22 protein-coding genes are annotated in these 19,894 nt (G+C 61.2%); 14 read left to right on the top strand and 8 right to left on the bottom strand.

Going from position 1 to position 19,894, the window contains the following annotated elements; all coding sequences use genetic code 11:
- The first annotated feature begins 11 nt into the window (after positions 1-11).
- From VSP_RS26070 to VSP_RS26110, 9 genes are all read left to right on the top strand, one after another.
- Positions 12-260, top strand: a complete 249-nt coding sequence (locus VSP_RS26070) for a hypothetical protein (protein WP_009964404.1) — start codon at positions 12-14, stop codon at positions 258-260.
- Positions 261-298: 38 nt separating this feature from the next.
- Positions 299-580: a hypothetical protein gene (locus VSP_RS26075; protein WP_009964405.1), complete on the top strand. Its 282-nt coding sequence runs from the start codon at positions 299-301 to the stop codon at positions 578-580.
- 12 nt (positions 581-592) lie between these two features.
- Positions 593-844 carry a hypothetical protein gene (locus VSP_RS26080; protein ID WP_009964406.1) on the top strand — a complete coding sequence of 84 codons (252 nt, stop codon included), beginning with the start codon at positions 593-595 and terminating at the stop codon, positions 842-844.
- 139 nt (positions 845-983) lie between these two features.
- The gene (locus VSP_RS26085; protein ID WP_009964407.1) at positions 984-1,439 is read left to right on the top strand and encodes a GatB/YqeY domain-containing protein; all 456 of its coding nucleotides are present in this window, start codon (positions 984-986) and stop codon (positions 1,437-1,439) included.
- Positions 1,440-1,558: 119 nt separating this feature from the next.
- The gene (gene ispD / locus VSP_RS37495) at positions 1,559-2,305 is read left to right on the top strand and encodes a 2-C-methyl-D-erythritol 4-phosphate cytidylyltransferase (RefSeq protein WP_009964408.1); all 747 of its coding nucleotides are present in this window, start codon (positions 1,559-1,561) and stop codon (positions 2,303-2,305) included.
- Positions 2,306-2,391: 86 nt separating this feature from the next.
- Positions 2,392-4,935, top strand: coding sequence for an MFS transporter (locus tag VSP_RS26095; protein WP_009964410.1), 2,544 nt, complete (start codon positions 2,392-2,394; stop codon positions 4,933-4,935).
- A gap of 101 nt (positions 4,936-5,036) precedes the next feature.
- Entirely contained in the window at positions 5,037-5,351 is a 315-nt protein-coding gene (rplU, locus tag VSP_RS26100; protein ID WP_009964411.1) for a 50S ribosomal protein L21, read from the top strand.
- A gap of 48 nt (positions 5,352-5,399) precedes the next feature.
- Positions 5,400-5,657, top strand: coding sequence for a 50S ribosomal protein L27 (gene rpmA / locus VSP_RS26105; protein WP_009964412.1), 258 nt, complete (start codon positions 5,400-5,402; stop codon positions 5,655-5,657).
- A gap of 444 nt (positions 5,658-6,101) precedes the next feature.
- Positions 6,102-6,542 carry a hypothetical protein gene (locus tag VSP_RS26110; RefSeq protein ID WP_009964413.1) on the top strand — a complete coding sequence of 147 codons (441 nt, stop codon included), beginning with the start codon at positions 6,102-6,104 and terminating at the stop codon, positions 6,540-6,542.
- Positions 6,543-7,309: 767 nt separating this feature from the next.
- On the opposite strand, the gene VSP_RS26115 is transcribed toward VSP_RS26110, so the two are convergent.
- Positions 7,310-7,843 (bottom strand): lipocalin family protein, encoded by a 534-nt coding sequence (locus VSP_RS26115; RefSeq protein ID WP_009964414.1) that lies wholly within the window; start codon positions 7,841-7,843, stop codon positions 7,310-7,312.
- A gap of 687 nt (positions 7,844-8,530) precedes the next feature.
- Here VSP_RS26115 and VSP_RS26120 point away from each other — a divergent pair.
- From VSP_RS26120 to VSP_RS43205, 4 genes are all read left to right on the top strand, one after another.
- Positions 8,531-9,028, top strand: a complete 498-nt coding sequence (locus tag VSP_RS26120) for a hypothetical protein (RefSeq protein ID WP_009964415.1) — start codon at positions 8,531-8,533, stop codon at positions 9,026-9,028.
- A gap of 167 nt (positions 9,029-9,195) precedes the next feature.
- On the top strand, positions 9,196-9,846 hold the full coding sequence (locus VSP_RS40075) for a hypothetical protein (protein ID WP_009964417.1): 651 nt from the start codon (positions 9,196-9,198) through the stop codon (positions 9,844-9,846).
- Positions 9,847-10,121: 275 nt separating this feature from the next.
- Positions 10,122-10,664: a hypothetical protein gene (locus VSP_RS26130; protein ID WP_198141232.1), complete on the top strand. Its 543-nt coding sequence runs from the start codon at positions 10,122-10,124 to the stop codon at positions 10,662-10,664.
- Positions 10,665-10,742: 78 nt separating this feature from the next.
- Positions 10,743-11,198, top strand: a complete 456-nt coding sequence (locus VSP_RS43205; RefSeq protein ID WP_009964419.1) for a hypothetical protein — start codon at positions 10,743-10,745, stop codon at positions 11,196-11,198.
- A gap of 100 nt (positions 11,199-11,298) precedes the next feature.
- Here the strand turns inward: VSP_RS43205 and VSP_RS26140 are convergent, their stop codons facing one another.
- The 4 genes from VSP_RS26140 to VSP_RS26155 all read right to left on the bottom strand — a co-directional run bounded on the left by VSP_RS26140 (position 11,299) and on the right by VSP_RS26155 (position 14,810).
- Positions 11,299-11,517, bottom strand: a complete 219-nt coding sequence (locus tag VSP_RS26140) for a hypothetical protein (RefSeq protein WP_009964420.1) — start codon at positions 11,515-11,517, stop codon at positions 11,299-11,301.
- A gap of 382 nt (positions 11,518-11,899) precedes the next feature.
- Positions 11,900-12,571 carry a TVP38/TMEM64 family protein gene (locus tag VSP_RS37510; RefSeq protein ID WP_009964421.1) on the bottom strand — a complete coding sequence of 224 codons (672 nt, stop codon included), beginning with the start codon at positions 12,569-12,571 and terminating at the stop codon, positions 11,900-11,902.
- Positions 12,572-12,586: 15 nt separating this feature from the next.
- Complete coding sequence (locus VSP_RS26150; protein WP_009964422.1) at positions 12,587-13,198, bottom strand: riboflavin synthase; 612 nt, start codon at positions 13,196-13,198, stop codon at positions 12,587-12,589.
- Between the two features lie 61 nt (positions 13,199-13,259).
- On the bottom strand, positions 13,260-14,810 hold the full coding sequence (locus VSP_RS26155) for a putative Na+/H+ antiporter (protein ID WP_009964424.1): 1,551 nt from the start codon (positions 14,808-14,810) through the stop codon (positions 13,260-13,262).
- 116 nt (positions 14,811-14,926) lie between these two features.
- Here VSP_RS26155 and trxB point away from each other — a divergent pair, with 116 nt between their 5' ends.
- Positions 14,927-15,847 carry a thioredoxin-disulfide reductase gene (gene trxB, locus VSP_RS26160; RefSeq protein WP_009964425.1) on the top strand — a complete coding sequence of 307 codons (921 nt, stop codon included), beginning with the start codon at positions 14,927-14,929 and terminating at the stop codon, positions 15,845-15,847.
- Positions 15,848-16,308: 461 nt separating this feature from the next.
- Here trxB and VSP_RS26165 read toward each other — a convergent pair whose 3' ends face one another.
- The 3 genes from VSP_RS26165 to trpE form a co-directional block, all read right to left on the bottom strand.
- Complete coding sequence (locus VSP_RS26165) at positions 16,309-17,064, bottom strand: hypothetical protein (RefSeq protein WP_009964426.1); 756 nt, start codon at positions 17,062-17,064, stop codon at positions 16,309-16,311.
- Positions 17,065-17,235: 171 nt separating this feature from the next.
- Entirely contained in the window at positions 17,236-18,126 is an 891-nt protein-coding gene (locus VSP_RS26170; protein WP_009964427.1) for a hypothetical protein, read from the bottom strand.
- 194 nt (positions 18,127-18,320) lie between these two features.
- On the bottom strand, positions 18,321-19,838 hold the full coding sequence (gene trpE / locus VSP_RS26180; protein ID WP_009964428.1) for an anthranilate synthase component I: 1,518 nt from the start codon (positions 19,836-19,838) through the stop codon (positions 18,321-18,323).
- Positions 19,839-19,894: the final 56 nt, after the last annotated feature.

Below are 19,894 nucleotides of genomic sequence, written 5' to 3' on the forward strand. Positions count from 1 at the left end.
AGGATCCCGCCATGAGTGAACACGACGCTGATTCCAACTCCCAGTCTGGCTCAGGGGGATCCGGTTGGCTGTTGGGCGTGGTGGGAGTGCTGATTTTCTACCTCCTGAGTCCTGGTCCCCTGGTCGCGGTGTATGGAAAGTCCACCATGCCGCCCGCTTGGGTGATTGCGTACATCACCCCGATTGCCTGGTGCTGCAAACACTCCAAGCCCATCGAGAAGTACTATGGCAAGTATCTGGAACTCTGGCGTCCCCGTTAACGAGTTGTCCACCGCCACCCACCCAACCCAGTTCCGCCATGCAGCCCCAGCCTGAAGACACCCACGTTGAAAGTGGCCCGGACTTCTCCCACGAGCGAGAATCCTCTGCCGCCACATTCTGGGTGTGCGGCATCCTGGCGGCCCTGGTGTTGTATATCCTCAGCCCGGGAGTCTTGGTGTACTACCAGCGTTCTGGCAGCCCGCCACCTCCAGAATGGATTCGCATGGCTCTGTACCCCTTGGAGTGGTGTTATGAGAATTTCGGGCCCGTGAAGGTCGCCTATGATGCCTATTTCAGAGCTCTCTCGGGGCATCCCTAGCCTCCCGCCCCCATGCGCGATCCTGATGCTCCCACCTCATCTGCGCCACCCAGTTCGGGAGCGGCCTGGCTCTGGGGCGTTGGCAGTTTGTTGATCCTCTATCTCCTGAGCCCGGGGCTCTTCGTCGTATTCCACCATTTCGGCGCAACTCCGCCGCAATGGCTGAACTCCGTCCTGACCCCCATTGCCTGGGCCTGCCAGGAGTTCCCGTTCGTGAGCCGGCTGTACGATCTCTACCTGGCCTTCCTGGGTGCCCCGGTGTAGCAGCCTCCCCCGGAACGAGAGCCGGGACGGCCCTTCTACAATGAGCTGAGCCACCCCCACCAAGAACCCAAGCACAACGCACCAAGAACCCTTCTTCCCATTTGCCTCCTTCCCCAATCCAGTCGAACACATCCCCTCTATGAGCCAGATCTCTGCACGCATCACCGAAGACATGAAGACCGCCATGAGGGCGAAGGACACCGTGGCCCTGAACGTTGTCCGCGCCCTGAAGTCCGCCATCAAGTACGCCGCCATTGAGAAACACGGTGCCGATGGCGATCTGGACGACGCTGAGGCCCTGGTGGTGGTCCGCCGCGAGATCAAGAAGCGCCAGGACTCCATCTCCCAGTATGAAGGTGCCGGCCGCACGGACCTGGCGGACAACGAGAAGGCCGAGGTGGCCGTCCTGGAAAAATACCTGCCCGCCGCCATGAGCGAGGCCGACCTGATCAAGCTGGTGGAAGACGCGATCGCCGAAACCGGGGCCGCCTCCAAAAAGGACATGGGCAAGGTCATGAAACTCGTTCAGGAGCGCAGCGAAGGCCGCGCCGACAACAAGGCAATCAGCACCGAGGTCTCGAAAAGGCTGAGTTAAGAGTTCTTGGTTCTTGGTTGCAACGCTGGTCGCAACCAAGGACTCCTCGAACCCCGAACTGCCCACTGCCCACTGCCCACTGCCCACTGCCCACTGCCCACTGCCCACTGCCCACTGAAATGCCCGCCAGCCCCCATTCCACTGCGCGACCCAGAACCACCGCCATCATCGTGGCAGCGGGGAGCAGTCGGCGCATGGGGTTTAACAAACTGACGGCGGAGTTGCTCGGCCAGCCGGTGCTGCGCTGGACGCTGGCGGCGTTTGATGCCTGTCCGGACGTGGATGACGTGCTCGTGGTGGTGGGCGATGCCACCCGCCCCCTGGTCACCGCGTGGGTGGCGGAGGGCGCCTTCACCAAGCCGGTGACCCTGAGCGAGGGCGGCGCGGAGCGGCACCTGAGCGTGCATGAGGGCCTCAGGAAACTACCGCCGGGCACCACCATCGTGGCCGTGCATGACGGGGCCCGGCCCCTCATCACTCCGGTGCAGATTTCCGCCTGCATCACCCGGGCCCGGGAGGTGCAGGCCGTGGCCTGTGCCCGCCCCGTGGTGGAGACGCTCAAGCGCGTGAACTCCCAGGGTGTGATCGAGGGCAGCATTCCCCGCGAGGGGGCCTGGATCATGGAAACGCCGCAGGTGTTTGACCGCGAACTGCTCTGCACCGCCTATGAGCGCGTCATCCTGGACGGCCTGCTGGTCACGGACGAAGTCTCCGCCGTGCAGCACCTGGGTGTGCCCGTCCAGGTGCAGGACAATCCTTCGCCAAATCCGAAGATCACCTACCCGGCGGATTTGGAGCTGGCGGCACAGTTGCTTTCCGGCTACGCCGGAGACACAAGACTTGAAGACAAAAGACCTGAAGAATAGCTCTTGGAGCGCCTCGTTCATTCCACGATTTTGCCATCCTGCGGAGCCGCTTTTCCCTTTTCCCCCTTCCCTTTTCCCGTTTCGATATGTCTTCTTCTCCGGTTTCCTCCATAGACGCCGCTGCCACCCCGGAGCTGGACGGGGTCGCCACGCTGCCTGCCGCCAACAGCCGCTCGTTTTCCGCGATGATCGCGGTGCAGGCGCTCAACGCGTTCAACGACAACTTCGTCAAGATCCTGTTGATCGCGTTTGCCGGCGTGGTGGCGAAGGGGACGGACCTGGGCACCTCCATGCAGCTTTATCTGGGGGCAATCTTCTCCTTGCCGTACATCATTTTCGCCCCGGTGGCGGGCTGGTTGAGCGACCGCTTCTCCAAGCAGCAGGTCATCTTCTGGATGCAGGTGGTGCAGGTCATCATCTTCGCCTTCTTCCTCGCCACGTTGTTGCTGAAGCAGGCCCAGCTCTCCCTGTTGCTCAGTCTGGGCTGCTTCTTCCTTTTGGCCACCCAGGCGGCGTTCTTCAGCCCGGCCAAGATGGGTATTGCCAAGGAGCTCGTCGGCTCCCGTCGCCTCGGCTCTGCCAGCGGCATCCTCCAGTTGACCAATTTCATGGGCATCCTGGGCGGCATGGGTGTGGCAGGCTACTGGTTCAGCCTGCGGCTCAAGTCGGGGCTGGATCCCTGGGACGCCGTCTGGCACCCCATGGTGGTGGTCACCATCGTGGCCATCGTACAGATCTTTGGCTCCCTGCTCATCATGCGCACGCCGGAGCATCGTGACGTCAAGTTTCACAAGGGGGTGTGGATCGAGCACTTCGGCCACATGAAGCTGCTCATCTCCCAGCGGCCGCTGCTGCTGGCCGCCATCGGGGTCACCTACTTTTGGTTCATGTCCTACACGGTGGGAGCCATCCTGGTAACGCTGAGCCACGACTTGCACCCCAATGATCCCGCGGCAGCCACCCAGGCCATGTCCATGATGCCCGCCATGCTCGGCATCGGCGTCATGGCGGGCAGCCTCCTCGCCTCTGCCATCTGTCGGCGCCGACTTGAGCTGGGTCTCGTTCCACTCTCAGGTTTCGGCCTGGCTCTAACGCTGCTCTGGACCGGCCTTGCCCCGGTCAGCCCGTGGATCTACATGGCCCTCGTCGGTGTTGGCCTGGCAGGAGGTGCCTTCATGACCCCGCTCTACGCCTTCGTGCAGGATCGAGCCCGTCCAGATGAGAGGGCCCGCATCCTCTCCGCCATGAACCTGATGGACAGCATCGGCGGCGTGGTGGCGAACATGGTTCTGGTGAAGCTCATGATTCACTTCGGCGTACCCTCGGCCTGGCAAATCCTGGTGCTGGTGCCTCTCTCGATCGCAGCCGCCATCTTCATCACCAAGCTGCTCCCCCGCAGCCTCCTCATGATCATCGGCCGCGCCATCGTGGTCGCCATGTACCGCCTGCGCTCCCACCATGAGGAGCGCACGCCAGACAAGGGCGCAATCCTCCTCCTGCCCAACCACACCAGCTACACGGACGCCCTCATGATCGGGGCCACCTGCGAACGCAAGGTGCGCTTCGTCATTCTGGAGTCGCTCTATGAGATCAAGGCGATCCAGTGGGCGCTCCAGGTCTTCGGCACCGTGCCCATCTCACCGGTCCGGGCAAAGGATGCCATCCGCACCGTGGCGGATTCCCTGAAAGCGGAGCAGGCGGTGGTGCTCTTCCCCGAGGGGCAGCTCACCCGCAACGGTTACCTGAACCAGATCAACAAGGGCTACGAGCTCATGGCTCGCATGGGTGGCGATGTGAAGGTGCAGCCGGTGTGGATCGATGGTCTGTGGGGCAGTGTCTTCAGCTTCGACCAGGGCCGCTTCTTCACCAAGCGCCCCCGCACCTTCCGGTACGCGGTGAGCACGTGGTACGGCCATCCCATCCCGGCCAAGGAGGCCACGGTGGAACGCATGCGGCAGGAACTTCTGGCGCTGGCGGCGGAAGCCTTTGCCGCCCGGGCGGCGGTGCAAAAGCGCCCAGGCTACACCACGGCGGAGGGCAGGAAGCTCACCGAGACGGAAGCCCGCATCACCCAGCTGAACACCCTGCGGGTGCTGCACACGGCCCTCATCTGGAAGGATGACAGCCTCCTGTGCCTGCTGCCAGCCAGCCACCCGCTCCACGCCACCTTCACCACCGGCCTGCCCGACCACCAGGACGTGACCGTCTTCACCCGCGCCCAGGACGTAGTGGTGCAGGAGGGGAAGAAGCTCGTCGTCATCGGCGATACCGCCAGCCTCACTGGCTACACGGCACCGGCCGGAGCTTTTGTGCTGCATATCCTTGAGACTGCGGACGTCCCTGGCGGGGTCAACACCCTCCCTGAGGTGCCCAAGGCCCTCTACGACGCCGCCACCGGGGCGTTGCTGACCCTGAGCGTGCCCCACCCCGACATGCCCATCGGCGAAGAAGGCCTGCAGGTGGGATACAAGGCTGGCAGCTTCGGCCACTTCCTGCCCAGCCTGGCCATGAGCTCCGAGAGGGGCGACCTGGTTTTTGGTGCCATCCTGCCCGGTGGCGTCATTGAGACCCGTGTGGTGCTTCCTGGTGCCCAACTGGACGAAATGGGCTTTGTTTTCCCCGGGTCATGAGCAGTGAATTGCAAAAATTCCTTGCCCTCACCCCCACCCTGTGCCAATCTCCCGGCCCTCCGCGTACCCTTTGGAGGTTCTAATTAGTGTTTCCCAGGCTTATGTCATACGCAGTCATCAAAACCGGCGGCAAACAGTACCGCGTCAACGTCGGCGACAAGTTCGACGTCGAAAAGCTCGTGGCCGGTGAAGGCGACGTGGTCACCTTCAACGAAGTTCTCGCTGCCGGCGAAGGCGAAGCGATCCGTTTCGGTGCTCCCTTCATCAGCGGTGCCACCGTCGAGGCCAAAGTGCTCAAGCAGCACCGCGCCGACAAAGTGACTGCGTTCAAGTTCCGCCGCCGCAAAGGCTATCACCGCACCAAGGGTCATCGCCAGTTGATCACCCGCGTGCAGATCACCTCGATCAACGCCTAATCGCGACCGAGCTCACCCCACCCCACTTCACGAGAGAAAGGAACCGATATGGCTCATAAAAAAGGTCAAGGTAGTGTTAAGAACGGACGCGACAGCCAGAGCAAGCGTCTCGGCATCAAGAAATTTGGTGGCGAAGCCGTCATCGCCGGCAACATCATCTGCCGCCAGCGCGGCACCAAGTGGAAGCCCGGCACAGGCGTCGGCCTTGGCAAAGACTTCACCATCTTCTCCCTTGTGGACGGTAAGGTGCGCTTTGACCAGGACGGCCGTCGCGTGAACGTGGACGCCGTTGCGGTTTCCGCGTAAGCGACCCGGCTTACTTGAAGAAAAGTTTCAACCCTGCGTGTGCTAGTGCCACGCAGGGTTTTTTTGTGCCTGCGCGGACGGGGATCAATTTGGGTGCAAGGACAGACCCGTCGTGCGCTTGGAGGCGGGAAGGCCGCCAACATCCGTTTTCTCCCACCGCCATAACACCCCCACATCAGGCGGATGCGATATTGTGTGCTGGCTGACGTTCGCGGCAAGATGCCGCGAACAGCGCGCAGGGATGCGTGCGCTCCCCGAGCTCCCCGGGCAGCTTCCAAACTCCCTTGAGCGCGACCGATGCCACGGCGGCCCCCGGCGGTGCGTGCGGCCAGCGTACCACCTGTTCGGTTCAGTTCAGTTCATGTCATTTTAGGTCCGCGCAGTCCAGGCTGGTGTGATTCATCTGAACGCTTGCCGCGAAAGCTGCATCTTATCTGAGCAGCGATGAAAAAACTCCCCCGTCCGGTATTCGTCTTGGTGCTGGTGTTTGCCACACTCCTGGGGTCATTCGTCAGCGGTGCAGGAGCCGTTGAAACCGCCAAGTGGAACTGGAGCCCTGAGATCCCTGCCGCTTACACAGCCAAATCCTCTGCGCGCGCGCATCGGACCGTGGCGGCGATAGAGGCCTACTTTAAAGAAAACCAGGGCGCGCCAGACATTCAGAAGATGATTGCCCACTTCGGCACGCCCGATGGCGTGAGTAGTCAGTTCATGAACTCTCTGACCAAGGGAACTGCCGAGACCTCAAAGAGCGCGTACACCCTCCGCTTTGTGCTTGATGACGGCGGCGAGATGCACCTCTGGGATGGCAAGGGCGATGGCACGAGGCCCGGCCTCGTCATCCGGTACGAGGAGGGCGGGAAGGGGCATTTGTTGTGGAAGTAGGCAGCGGTGAGTGAGTGAATATCGCCCCTTTGCTCCGGCTGAGGACAGCCGGACTACGATCTCGGGTCCGTAGCAGGGTTGGAGTACCGTCCCGCATTCGGGACGAATGCCATCAGGGAAAAGGTTGGGCAGAGCGATCAACGCCGTTGCATGATGAAACTGAGGACCAACGGACCGGAGTCATACCAGCCTGGGGCAGCGCCCCAGATTAGGGGTTGAAAGAGAATCGGAGGGCTGAAGGCCCGGCCTCATCCATCCTGCCCACGACGAGCATTCCTGAATGCCCCCGGGCCTACAGCCCTCAACATCTATAACCAACGCCAACCTTGGGCGTTGCCCAAGGCTGCTATCATGCCGGGCTTTCAGCCCTCAGCTCGTTCGCCAAAGGCGAATCTTCGACCTGACCAGCTTTTCCCTGATGGCGTTGGCGTTTATGCGGTCAATTCACGTCACCCCAGATGTCGCAGCGAAGGCAGGGGTGAGGACGGGAGTAACCGTGTCCATGGTCGTGAGTCAGTCATCATTTGGCGTGACCGCGTAAACGCGGAACTCCAACCCTGTCGGCGATGTCGGGAGGAAGTTGGACAGATTGGGGGCCAGAATCGTCTGGAAGAGGTGCGATTGAGATCTGGAATGAGGAATGAGTATGGGGAGATTGGATGTTGCTTCCCTCCGGTCCGGCACCGGGGTTGGAGTGCCGTCGCAACACCGATCCCCCTCCCTTCAGCACAACCTCTTTCCTATTCCCCCCTCATCCCTTTTCCCTTTCACCCTTGCTCCACCTTTTCCAACAGACCCACATCGTACCCGATTTCTCTCGCCCGATTCACGAGCGTCTCATAAACCTCTTTGTCCATCTGCGGTGTCCGGCTGAGGATCCAGAGGTATTTCCGGCTGCCCTCGCCCACCATTGCCCATTGGTAATTCTTGTCGTCCAGGGCAAGCACCCAATAGTTTCCTGAGGGCAGGAAGGTGAAGAACTTGACCTTGAGTTTGGCACCATTGCTTCCTGAAACCGGGGTGGCCACGCCCTCGATGCTGTCCGGCTTGCCATTCTTCATGGCGCGGTTCACCACCTTGACCGTCCCATCGGGCATGGAGAGGTAGTTCGCGGTAACATGGCTGGCCCCCTTCTCAAAGGAATGCGGGAACCGGGCGATCTCATACCAGGTACCGGTATAGCGTTTCAGATCCACTGAAGCCACGGTGGGCGGGGGACCGACGTTTGATTTGGAGCCAGTGGCGCAAGCTGCCAGAGCCAGGAGACCGATGCCACCAAATATCAGCGTAGAAGTTTTCATTGTAGGGAGAAAAATGACGAATCTTTAGTCCGTCCCAGATACGTCTGCCCCCCCTTCCCCGGTTGTTACCCGCCTGTCAGGTGGCCAGTTGAGTTGGCTCGACGGAGTTCCCTTTGGCGCAGCCCATATGCCATGCCCCCCCCCGGGGGGGCCAGACCTACGACAGGCTGCCGGACCCAGAAACTGGCTGGGCATAATGAAAAATGCAGCGCACTCGGGCCCCGGCACTGAGCGTCAAGGGCGAGAAGCCTTTCGCAAAATGGGTCTGGATGGCTCTTCGCATCCCCCGCAGGACACGGACGAGTTGCGGGAGGGGTGTTGGCAGCCCGCTTGGACAATCCGGTGAGCGCAGCCTGCCGGGTCGTCCCCTCCTCGCTGGTGCCTGTAGCTGGTTTTGAAAATTTCTGTAACCAGCGACTGCTCCCGGTCAGACTTCCCATTGCGGAGATGCGGCTCCGGCCGGTTTTCTGCCAGTCTGCTAGTGAGTTGAGCGTTCAGTCAGTCAGTTTGTTGGTCGGTCAAATAGTCGAATTGCCTGTGGGTAGGCACTGCGGCCGGTTGCGTCCTGGGTCAGGGAAGCAACCGGCCCTTTCTTTTTTGTAGGTCTGCCCTGAATTTGTCGTTCCATTCCGGCCAGCCTGTGCCTAGGTGTGCCGGCCTTTTCCTTTTCCCAGCTCTTCTTTTTCCATGTCCCGGCTTTCCTCCCTCCTGCTCGCCGCCACCCTGCTCCTCACCCTGGCCAGTTGCGCGGACCCTATGATCCAGCAGCAGATGGACGCCCGGAAACTGCAGATCAACAACGAGCCACGCGGGGACTACTTCATTGGCCGCCGCTACTACATTGAGCGCACCCAGTTCTGGGGTTACATCCGCCGTCCGGGCCAGAGCTGGGACACCTCCCGCCTGGTCGTCATTAACGAGAACCAGAAGAGTGCCCCCGATCGCCTGCCAGAGATGCCCGCAGACGGCGGCAATGCCCACGGCTACGATCACAACCGCGAGTACCGAATGTGGGGCCGCTTCACCGGCCAGACCATCTACGACCCGAACAGCGACCTTTTCCTGCCTGAGTTCCAGCTCACGAATTATGAGTTGATTTCCCCCGCCCCCGGCTGGCTCTTCCACCCGAAGGAGAAGTCTGACGGCAAGCGCCTGCTCCGCTTTGAGAAGCAGGAGTATCCGTGAGACGGAGGCCAGTGCGTCAGTGGGCAGTGCGTCAAGGCTTTGGGTGGGAGGTCGTAGATGGACGGGCCTGAGCCGATGGTTGTGAGGGGGAGACCTTGCAATTCCTCCGGGTCAGAATTCCCTGCCATTTTTGTTGCTCTCTCCTCCCCCTTTCCGCATCTGATCCCATGACCTTGGAGCAACTCATTCAGGAAGGTCGTAAACTCCAACGACCCTGCGTCTTCCTGCGCCCAGAAGGCGAAGGCCCTCCAGCTGCCATCTGGCATGAACGGGAGGAGAACGAAGAAGAGATCGATTCCACGGGACATCGCCGCTGGCTCACGATTGACACGCGCCATGTGCCGAATCTGCTCCCCACCGCCTCAGGCTGCATGAGCATTCTGACGGACGAAGAGACCTTTCAGTCTGGACGGGTGGAAGCGGCTCCTGACCTCGACTCCATGCACGGCACGGCTCTGTATGCCCACCTGGCCTCCGTGCTGCCGCCACTGGAGGCTCTGTTTGCAAGACCTTCCGACGCCGTGCGAGAATGGATCCTCTCCCACGGCTGGGAACCCGGTTGGGGCTACGAAAACAGCTTCAAAGGCAGCAATCTGGCGGATGATTACCAGCGCCTCTGGCAACAAGAGCATCCGATGTATTCTGACTCTGACATCTATGCGGTGCTCGGAGGCTGGCACTTCCCCATGCCAGACGGGGATTGGAAAGACCTGATCGATGAGCATCTCCTGGTCTTCACCCTGCGCGATTCAGAACCCTGGGTCGAGGCGTGGCGCACCCGTGCAGGGGACTACAAGGTCATCCAACGGACCACCTGACAGCACCAAGACGCTTCGCGACTTTTTGGAAACGCTGGAACGGATGGGGCTCTTCAAGAGAGGGCATCACCCACCGCGAAAAGGGGCGGCCTTGTTACTGGCCTTTTTCCCCAACCTACCGCAAAATAGGACACCCCTAGATGAACGCGAATTCAACTCCACCCCCTCCCACTCCATGTCATGTGCGCGGTGGTGCACGCATTGGGTTCGTCAACTACACGTGGCCGCTCGCCACCCTGGATTGTGATGCCAGCCAGCTTTGTGTGGCCACCACGATGTTCGGGCTGTTTGAAATGGGCCGGTATCGGCTGACTCGCGATCAGGTTGTTTCCATTGAACCTTATGGGTTCATTCCGGTCATCGGGGACGGGATTCGCATCCGGCATAAATCGCCCGATGTGCCGGAGAAGATCATCTTCTGGTGCAACCCGGACTCAACCCTCAAGGCCATCACCAATACGGGCTTTATTCCTGCCGGGCAGGCAGGTGGAGCGTCATCAGCCAAGGCATCACGTGGATTTCCCCTGCGCATTGTTCCCATCGTGATCGCGGTGGCGATCTGGAACGCGCTTTTCGTCCTGCAGATTTTCCTTGGGGACAGCACCAACGCTTTTCCCGGACCGCTCATCCTGGCCGCGGTGGCCTTGCTCTTCGGCACTTCGGTCGCAGCGCTTCGGCTACCGGGCTTTCAGGCATTGCTGCTGAAACCGGGCCGCAGCTTCGAGGAAGTCCGTCCTGTTTTCCTGCTGCTGACGGTCATTTCAGGACTGATGCTACTGGTCTTCACCCTGCGCTGGGCAGCCAAACTCTTCACGTAGCCCCCAAACCAAGCACTAGGCACCCAGAACCTCCCTCCTTTACATCCTCACCCTCCCGCCTACTTCTTCCTCTCGTACATGAGCACGCAAAGTCCATATCATCGCAAAGGAACACCGGGCGGTCCGGGATGCCGGGTCAACCTCCTCCCTGTACAGGGCCCGACGGCCCAGGGAACGACCGCGAACTTCGCCCTGCTGGATGCGGGAAAGGAAGCCTCTGAGGTCGAGTTGCTGCGCACCATCGTCAAAGGTCTGGGTGTGAAGTGGGGCAACGATGATTTCGGCTGGTGGGCGGCAGTACCGGAGAAGCCGATCAGCGCCTTTGCAGCGGCCCTCTACAAGGCCGCCACGGATCCTGCCGTGGCGAACAGCCCACACTCCCTGTATCGGGAAGACGACAACGGGGGTCGCTTCCACGTCGGCGATTTCGAAACCCGCCGCGCTGCGGAGGAGCGCGCCAAGGAGCTCGCCTCCGGCGGACACAAACAGTACTTCTTTGTGGAGCCAATTGTGCAGCCTCCGGGCCAGGCGTGAGGAGCACGAGTGCTGGATGATGCACCAGCCCGGGTCTGGAGATCACTCAAAATCTCCAGACCAGACGCTCCACCGCGGAAGTGACCCACCTCGTGCCGCCTCACTTCTGAGGCTTGTCCCGCACGATCTCCATGGCGGCAGCATAGCCCTGTACGTAATCGGTCAACAGCACCGAGCCGAGAGTCAGCCTTGTCCAAGGCGCATTCAGAGTTTCCTGCACAGACTTGGCATGCGTAGCCACTTTGTCCTCTGCGTTTGCCGATGACAGGACATTGACCAGCGCCGACAGGATTAACAAGAGAGGCAATGGACGGTTCATGGTGGTGAACTTAAAAGCTGATGCTACTCCAATAGCGCATCGCGCAGCAAGGCGACATCCTCAATGGGAGAGTTCTCCGGGAACGCGATTTCAACGAAGCGTTTCCACTCAGGGTGAAGCTGGTCAAAGGGGTGCCGCTCCAGAGGAAGTCGGATGAAACAGAGTTCTCCCCGACGGCACCCAACCTCACCAGCTTAGCCGCCAGCCATGTCTGGGTGCCGCCCGACTGGCATCCCCGGCAAGGTTCCGGAAATTGCACGCAGCATGCGTGCGCCCACCGGGACTCCCAAGACTCCCGCAGGCACCAAGGCGCTCCCACTTTCCATCCAGCCTCAACACCTTGACTGCTGACGCACTGCCCACTGACGCACTGACGCACTGGCTATTTCCTCAGCTTCTTCAGCTTCCCGGCCGCCAGTCCGTACAAGGCCACGGGGGCGAGCGCACTCAACACCACGGCCAAGCCCGGACGATCATGTCCCAGGTCACCGATGGCGGCGAAGGTGAACCCCAAGGGAGCGGTGCCGCACAGAAGGCTCACCCAGAATCTGCGCCAGGACATCCCGGTGAGACCGGCCATGCAGGCCACGGCTTCTGGCAGCACGGGCATCCAGCGGGACAGCGCGACAATCCAGCCTCCTTTATTTCCTTGAAACACTTTCTCCCCTTTCCTCAGCCCGGCGTCGCCCGCCAGCCAGAGGGCGGCGCGGTGGCCGAAAAGGCGGCAGAGCCAGTAGGCCACGATCCCGGAGAGAGCGGACCCGACGATGCTGGCGACACCGCCCCAGAACCAGCCGTACACCAGGCCCAGGGCAGACATCACCACGGTGCCAGGCACGGGCAAAACGAGGTCCCCTACCAGCAAGACGATGCCTCCCACCCAGGCCCAGGGACCCAGAGATTCCATCCAGCGGCGGGCGCCTTCCAGGGAGAAAGTTTCCTCAAACCACTGGCCCCAGATGCAGAAGGGCAGGATGATCAGCACCAGCAACACCACGGCCAGCAGCCAGAAGCGCGAGCGATGCGGGGCACGAGCGGGCGGATCTCCAGCCATGGCGGGGTGGTGTCGTCAGGAGCCCACGGTCGGTTTCACCTGTACCAGGCGCTCAAGGTGCTTCGCCAGCATGTCGAACTCCAGGTTCACCCGATGGCCCTCCTGTTTGCCAGGCAGGTGCGTGACGGCATGGGTGTGAGGAGTGATCCAGAAGGTCATGCGATCAGGCTGCAGATCCGCAATGGTGAGGCTGATGCCATCCACGCAGATCGAGCCCTTGTGCACCACGAGATGAGCCCACTCCGGGGCAAGGCCCACGGTGAACTGATGATCCATGCCCACTTTTTTCAACGCGAGGATGGGCGCGGTGGTGTCCACATGCCCCTGCACAAAGTGGCCACTGAGCCGGTCACCCAGGCGCAGCGCCCGCTCCAGATTCACGAGGCTCCCTTCCTTGAGTTCACCCAGGCTGGTGACCTTCAAGGTCTCGATCAGCAGATCGAATGCCGCCGTCTGGGCCATCCCATCGAACTCCGTCACTGTCAGGCAGCAACCGTTCACCGCCACACTCTCCCCGAGGCTCAGTTCCGCGGCCATGGGCCCCACCTGCAAGACGAGACGCGCCCCGCCCTCACGGAAGACGATGCTCTGAACAGTCCCAACGATTTCAACAATGCCTGTAAACATAAACAAACGGAACTATGACAACAACGGGGATGAGGCAGAAGAACTTTCCTGAACCCTCCACCTAGCCCATGAGCGGGCTGCGGAGGATCAACAGGATGAAGATGCATACGACCGTGGGCAGGAGGGCGGCCAGGGCAAGTTTTCCGGGTTGAATATTGCCCGCGAAGTGATGCCCCAAAAGGCTCTGCCCCGCCGGGTTGGGCGCATTGGCGATCACCGTCATGCCCCCTGCGGCCACAGCCCCGGCCACCACTGCGTATTTGGCAAAGTCCCCCAGTCCAGGTGCCTGGGCGGCCAGGTAGGTGATGGCGGCATTGTCGTTGAACATGGTGAGCACGGCCGCACCCAGCAGCAGCCCCCACTCCGGCAAATCGGCACTGGTGAGGAGCGGCTCGATCCACCAGGACTGGCACCGCCCATGCACGATGAGCGCCCCCAGGAAAAAGCCCACCAACAGCGGAGACCGCAAGGAGACAGGGCTCTGGTGGTGGCGCGTGGCTTCCACGAACCCGAGGAAGAACAGGAACCCGCCGACGAAGAGGGCCGGGTAGTGATTGGTAAACACCGTCCAGGCCAGGAAGGCCAGATGCACGGCCGTCACCTCCCGTGGCACCGGCTCCTCCACCCGGTCATCCGCCTTGGCCCGAGCCCCAGCCGAGGCCAGCGACTTCAGTTCCTTGCGAAACACGAGGAAATACGCGGCGTTGTTGATGGCGATGGCCACCACCATCTTCCAGCCAATGTTGCCGAAGACGATGGCGGTGTCCCACTTCCACGGGGCCGCCACCATGAGAATGGGCGGTGCGGCAAAGTGTGTGAGCGTGCCACCCACGCTGATGTTCACGAAGAGCAAGCCCAGGGTGCCGTAGGCAAGCATGCGACTCGGCACGAGCGCGTAAAGGCGACGGGAAAGAAGCAGGGCCGCCAGGGTCATCGCAGCAGGCTCGGTGATGAGGGAACCCATGAGCGGGGCCACCGTCAGAATGGCCAGCCACCATGCTGCAGGAGTGCTCCGCCCCAGGGCCGCCACCCGGCCAATGCAGGCCTCAGCGAACTTTACCACCGGACGGGAGGCGGCAATGGCCATGATGACAATCACAAAGAGCGGCTCCGTGAAATTGACATCGTGCCCAAGGTAGTTCCGCAGATCCGCCCACCCGTGGAAGAACAGAGCAGTCCCGGCGAGGGCTATAATCCACAACCCGAAGACGGCCTCCACTTCGCCAAAGAAATGCAGGGTCACCGCCCAGAAAGAGACTCTTTCCGTGTCATCACCGTGTTTTTCCAGATGGCGCTTTTCCAGATCATGCGCCCACTCCCGGAAGATCCCTGCCACAAAGGTGTGGATCACAGCCAGGACGAAGATGATGGTGGCGGCCACGTTGAACGGATCCTGCGCCGCCCGTTCCTTGATCATCTGCCAGGCACCTGCGCCCTCCACATGTTCATACAGCGACAATGGCTTGGGAAAGTGGGAGAACTGCGGGTGCCCCTCATAGACAGGCGTCCCCTGCTCCGCCGCCCATCCGGTCCCCAGAAGTGTAAAGAAGAGAAGGAGGATGGCAGCCCAGTTCCCGAGCGGTCGTATCAGAGAGGGGGATGGATTTCTCATGGAATAACAGGAGCGCCCCCCCCTCCCACCGTCAACCAAAGTCGGTCTGGAAGGGTGCGAAACCCGTTGCACCCCTTCACCCCTGCGCTAGGTAGAATCGTATCCAATTGCCCACCATGGAAAACGTCATCATCATCGGCACCGGCTGCGCTGGCTATACCGCAGCCATCTACACCGCACGAGCCAACCTGACCCCGCTGCTCCTCTCCGGCAGCCAGCCCGGCGGCCAGCTTACGACCACGACTGACGTCGAGAACTTCCCCGGCTTCCCCGAAGGGATCATGGGGCCGGATCTGATGATGAAAATGCAGGCCCAGGCCGAGAAGTTCGGCGCCCGCATTGAGTACTCCCAAGTCGAGAAGGTGGAAAAGACCCCTGAGGGTCACTTCGACCTCACCATGGCCGATGGCAAGGTCCTACAGTCCAGGACGGTGATCGTGGCCACCGGGGCCTCCCCACGTCACTTGGGCCTGCCCAATGAGAAGTCCCTCATCGGTCGCGGTCTCACGAGCTGCGCCACCTGCGATGGCGCCTTTTACCGCAACGTCCCGGTTGCCGTCATTGGCGGCGGCGATTCCGCTGCCGAGGAAGCCAACTTCCTCACCCGCTTCGCCAGCACCGTGTACCTTATTCACCGTCGCGAGGAACTCCGCGCCTCCAAGATCATGGCAGACCGTGTGCTGGCCAATCCGAAGGTGAAGCCGATCTGGAACAGCACGGTCAGCGAGTACCTCACCGACGAGAAAGGCGAAATGCGCGCCGTGACGCTGAAAAACCTCGTCACCGGCGAGGAGAACGAGCTGGAACTGAAGTGCGTCTTCGTCGCCATTGGCCACGTGCCAAACACCCAGTTCCTTAATGGTTCCGTGACCACGGATGAAAATGGCTACATCGTTCAGACGGAAGGCACCCGGACGAACATCCCGGGCCTCTTCGCCGCTGGAGACGTGGCTGACCACGTGTACCGCCAGGCCATCACTGCTGCCGGCCAGGGCTGCGCTGCGGCGCTCGAAGCGGAGCGTTATCTGGCCCACTGATCTGGCCCTGCTGAAGCCAAAAGGCTGGAGGACCGAAGACCAAAGACTTGAGAAGCGCAGGAGCGATTGGCTCCTGCGCTTTTTCGTTTCGTGCGGGGAAAACTCGCGCCGCATGCAATCCATCTCCCCTTGGTGAGCGCAGATACACAGCTCCACACCCAGCCTTCACACGCAGGGGACGAGGGTGAGGGAGGGAGTTTTGACCTCCGTCTCGCGGTTCGAGATTTCACGGCATCAGGGGCAGAGCGTCACCCAGATGCGCGAGGGCCTGCGAGCCGGCGTCATTCAGAGGAGGAGGAGGAGGACGTCACGGGCACGATGCGGAATGAGCGGGGCGGGAAGAGGATCATGGGACGTTTGATGCCTGAGCCGGATGGCACATCCGGACTACGCCTGTGGTGACCTCATCTGCACAGAACTCCTGTCTTCTGTCTCGCCTTTTCGCGGGGGTCAGGGCCGGGTCACGGTATCACCACAGGACGTTCGAGGATTTTATCCTCGTTCTCGCCATCGAACACCACGCGCACGCTGCTGATCTTCTCGCGGTACTCGGGGTGCGACTCGACGATCCACTTCTGCACAAACTGTTCGATGTCTTTGCGGGCAGTTTCTTTGACCACAGGGACATGCTGGTTGGCGCGACGTTCCAGCTCCGGAGTGAGGTTTTTCTCCAGTTCCGCCAATAGCTGGGATCCATCGAAGCGGAACCAGCCGTCCTCCGACCTCTTTTCCACCCCGGACGTGTCAAACGCTACGGGCAGGCTGGGATAAATGGCAGGCACTCTGACGACGAGCACTTTATCTTTGATCTGCGTGCCCTTCAGTTCGGAGAGCTTGATGTGAAAGCGGTAGGAGGCGGGCACCTTAATCTCGCTGGTGGAAGTTCCGAGGTACACCTTGCCCCACGCAGCGAACCGGGCATCGCTCTTGCTGAAAAGCTCCATCGTCTTCAGCGGCGAGGCGACTTCCAGCACATCGCCATGGGTCCGGCCAATATCCACCAGCACGCTGCTGGCCTTGACCGTGGTCACGCGGCTCACAAAGCCGCCAGACAGCTTGTCCACCATATCCCGGGCCGCACCGCCCACCACGAATACCAGAATCACACCCGTCACCACGACCGTGATGAAAATGATCAAAAACGCCTTTAGACAGCCCGACATGGACTGCGATTTTGGCGAGGAGCGCCGGGAATGGCTGGTGGCGTAATTGCTCATGACCTAGTGGAACTCGACACGGTCAGGGCGGCCGTCTTTCCCGTCAAGCAGAAGGAAGGATGGTGTGGGTAGCGATGGATGCAGCCGCCCGCAGACAGAAAAAACCTGCCAGAGGGGCGGTGTGCAGCAACCATCTCGGCCAGGCGGGCCATCAGGAAGCAGCCCCAGGCGTCAGCGAAGCTGGCGGCCGCTGCCATTCCCGCGGAACCAGTCATCACGCTGACGGCGCAACTCCTCAAGCCGGGAGGCCACGAGATCCTTGTCGCGCCCTGCCTGCTGGACAAAGTGGTTGTTGGTGCCGTAGGCGCGCCAAGGGCCATTGGGGACCTCGTCCACCTCAACGAAGCGCCAGTCGATCTTCGTGTTGGTCTTGAAGCCGAGATAGTCCCGGACTGCCGGGGAGACATCAATGCCCGCCCCATTGTTCTTGGGGTTGGTGGGCCGGCCATCTCCAAAAACGTACTCCACGTCATCAGTCAGGAAAGGGCCGCAGTCGCTCCACTGGGCGTAACAGACACGGTCACCAGCCCGAATGGCAATCCACCGATCTCGGCAGACCGATTTGCCCGACTCCCGAAACTTCTCTTTGAACCAGGGAATGAAACGGGCTGCGGTGGCCTTGGTCGTTTTGTAGTCAATACAGTCGTTGTAAGGCAACGCCACGTAGAACGGGTTTTGCTTGGGCACGAAGCCCGCAGGGCGGTAGTCTGGAGCCCGCCGGGAGGGATCGGGATCGTCGTACCCGCCAAAACTAGCCGTCCATTGAGTGTCCCAAGAACTCGCCGTATTGGGCGTCGGATTGTTCTCCGTGGGCAGCTCCCCCACCCAGAACACCGTGGCCACGATGTCAGTCTTCCACGGATACCGGGTATAGGTCGTCCGGGGCAGAGTGGGCGCGAACACCCGCGGCAGCGGAGCGAAGGCAGGGGGGGCCGTTTGGGACTCCAGCGTCTGACGGGATACGGAAAGCGCTCCCAATGAGGCACTTTCACTGGTGATATTGGCGGCGACCGGCGTCAGCGTTTGCGTTTGGGCAAAGGCGGCTGATGCGGCTAGGGCCACCAGCGAACAAATTAACGGTTGGGTCAACTGTTTGCTAATCATGATTTCCGCAGGGGGTCGGGCGTAAAGGTGATTTTACCATGACCAAGCTTCGAGGTGCAATCCTCGAAGCCAGATTTGTTATAAAATTTCTACAACTCGCCCTCGATGACCGGGCAATGGAATAAACGTTCCCCGCCCCCCGGTGGTTGTCATTATTTTGAGGAAGACAACTCTTTCGCTCTCTGAAGACCCCGAAGCATGCCTCTCGCTTTATTCAAGGTCTCTTGATATTCATAGGTTGGATCAGAATCAGCCACCACACCAGCACCAGCCTGGACGTAGGCCTTGCCATCTTTCAGCACGCAGGTACGCAGGGCGATGCAGCTGTCGAGAGTTCCATCGAACCCGAAGTAGCCCACGGCACCGGCATAGGCGCAGCGCTTGCTCTTCTCCACCTCGTTGATGATCTCCATGGCGCGTACTTTCGGCGAACCACTCACGGTACCGGCCGGGAAGGTGGCGCGCATGACATCATAGGCACTGCGCTCCGGGGAGAGCGTGCCCTCCACATTGGAGACGATGTGCATGACGTGGGAGTAGCGCTCGATCACCATCAGTTCGTTTACTCGAACCGTGCCGTATTCGGAGACTCGGCCCACATCGTTGCGGGCCAGGTCCACCAGCATGATGTGCTCCGCACGCTCTTTGGGATCAGCCAGCAGCTCCGCCGCCAGTGCATCATCCTCGGCCGGAGTGGCCCCCCTCCAGCGCGTGCCGGCGATGGGGCGGATCTCGATCTTGCCGCCGATGCACTTCACGTGCACCTCCGGGGAGCTGCCCACGAGGGAGAAGCCGTCCGGGAAGTTGAGGCAGAACATGTACGGCGAGGGGTTCACATGACGCAGTGCGCGGTAGAGGTCCACCGGGCTGCCGGTGTATTCGGTCTCGAACCGCTGGGAGGGCACGAACTGGAAGATGTCCCCCGCCTTGATGTACTCCTTGCCCGCCAGCACCATGGCCTCGTACTCGGCCTGGGTGGTGTTGCCGCTGGGGGCGGGCACGTTGTTTCCTCCTTCCGGCGCAAACGCCTGGAGGGTGCGCACCTGAAGCGGGGCCTCGAGCTTGGCCACCAGTTCGTGGATGCGGGTGTTCGCCCATGCATACGCGGCCTCAGGCGTAGCGTGGTCGGGCATGAACACATTGGCCACGATGGTGAGCTTGCGGTGCTTGTGGTCAAAGATGATGACCGTGTCCGCGATCATAAAGACCATGTCCGGCACGCCCAGCTCGTCCTTGGGCGGCGGCGGCAGAGTGGGTTCAAAGAAACGCACCATGTCGTAGCTGAGATAACCAACGGCCCCGCCGTGAAAGACCGGTGAGGGTGGCGGCATGGCCGGCTTGAACGCGGCCATGATGTCCTCCAGTTCCTTGAGCGGGTCGCCTTCTGCCGTGTAGGTGCGGGTGGCCCCCTTTTCCTCAATAGTGATCTCCCGCCCACGGGCGGTGAAGACCAGACGCGGGTCACTGCCCAGCAGCGAGTAGCGGCCAGAGTGCTGGGTCAGTTCGGCCGACTCCAGAAGAAACGCGTGCCGCCCGTCGTGAATGCGCTGGAACGCCGAGAGCGGCGTCTCATAGTCGGCAGCCAGCTCCACCCAGACCGGCACGAGATTGCCATGAGCGGCACGTGCCTTGAAAGTCGCGAGATCGGGTTGGAGATACGGGGTGAGCATAAGAGCGAGATTTGAGCACGAACGCAGAGGGCCTGCACTGTGCACCCGGCTAGGAG

Source organism: Verrucomicrobium spinosum DSM 4136 = JCM 18804 (assembly GCF_000172155.1).
In the GTDB taxonomy this organism is placed as follows: Bacteria; Verrucomicrobiota; Verrucomicrobiia; order Verrucomicrobiales; family Verrucomicrobiaceae; genus Verrucomicrobium; species Verrucomicrobium spinosum.